At 39.6% G+C, this 235-nt stretch carries 1 protein-coding gene; it reads left to right on the top strand.

Going from position 1 to position 235, the window contains the following annotated elements:
• On the top strand, positions 1-235 hold a 235-nt coding region (locus LI112_RS18075), incomplete at both ends, for a hypothetical protein (RefSeq protein WP_331464439.1).

Raw genomic sequence — 235 nt, 5'->3', positions numbered from 1 at the left:
AAAAAGAAGAAGCGAGCACGCCGCAAAAAATAACAATTTTAGGTACGTCAGATGTTCATGGTCAATTATGGAATTGGTCTTATGAAGATGATAAAGAACTACCAGTTGGTTTGTCCCAAGTAAGTACAGTCGTCAACCAAGTCCGGGCACAAAACCCAGCAGGCACCGTTTTAATTGATAATGGCGACAATATTCAAGGCACTATTTTAACAGATGACTTGTATAATAAAGCGCC

The sequence above is a fragment of the Blautia sp. 210820-DFI.6.14 genome (assembly GCF_020558815.1).
Lineage (GTDB): Bacteria > Bacillota > Clostridia > Lachnospirales > Lachnospiraceae > Blautia_A > Blautia_A obeum.
This window is presented reverse-complemented; position numbering and strand designations above follow the sequence as displayed.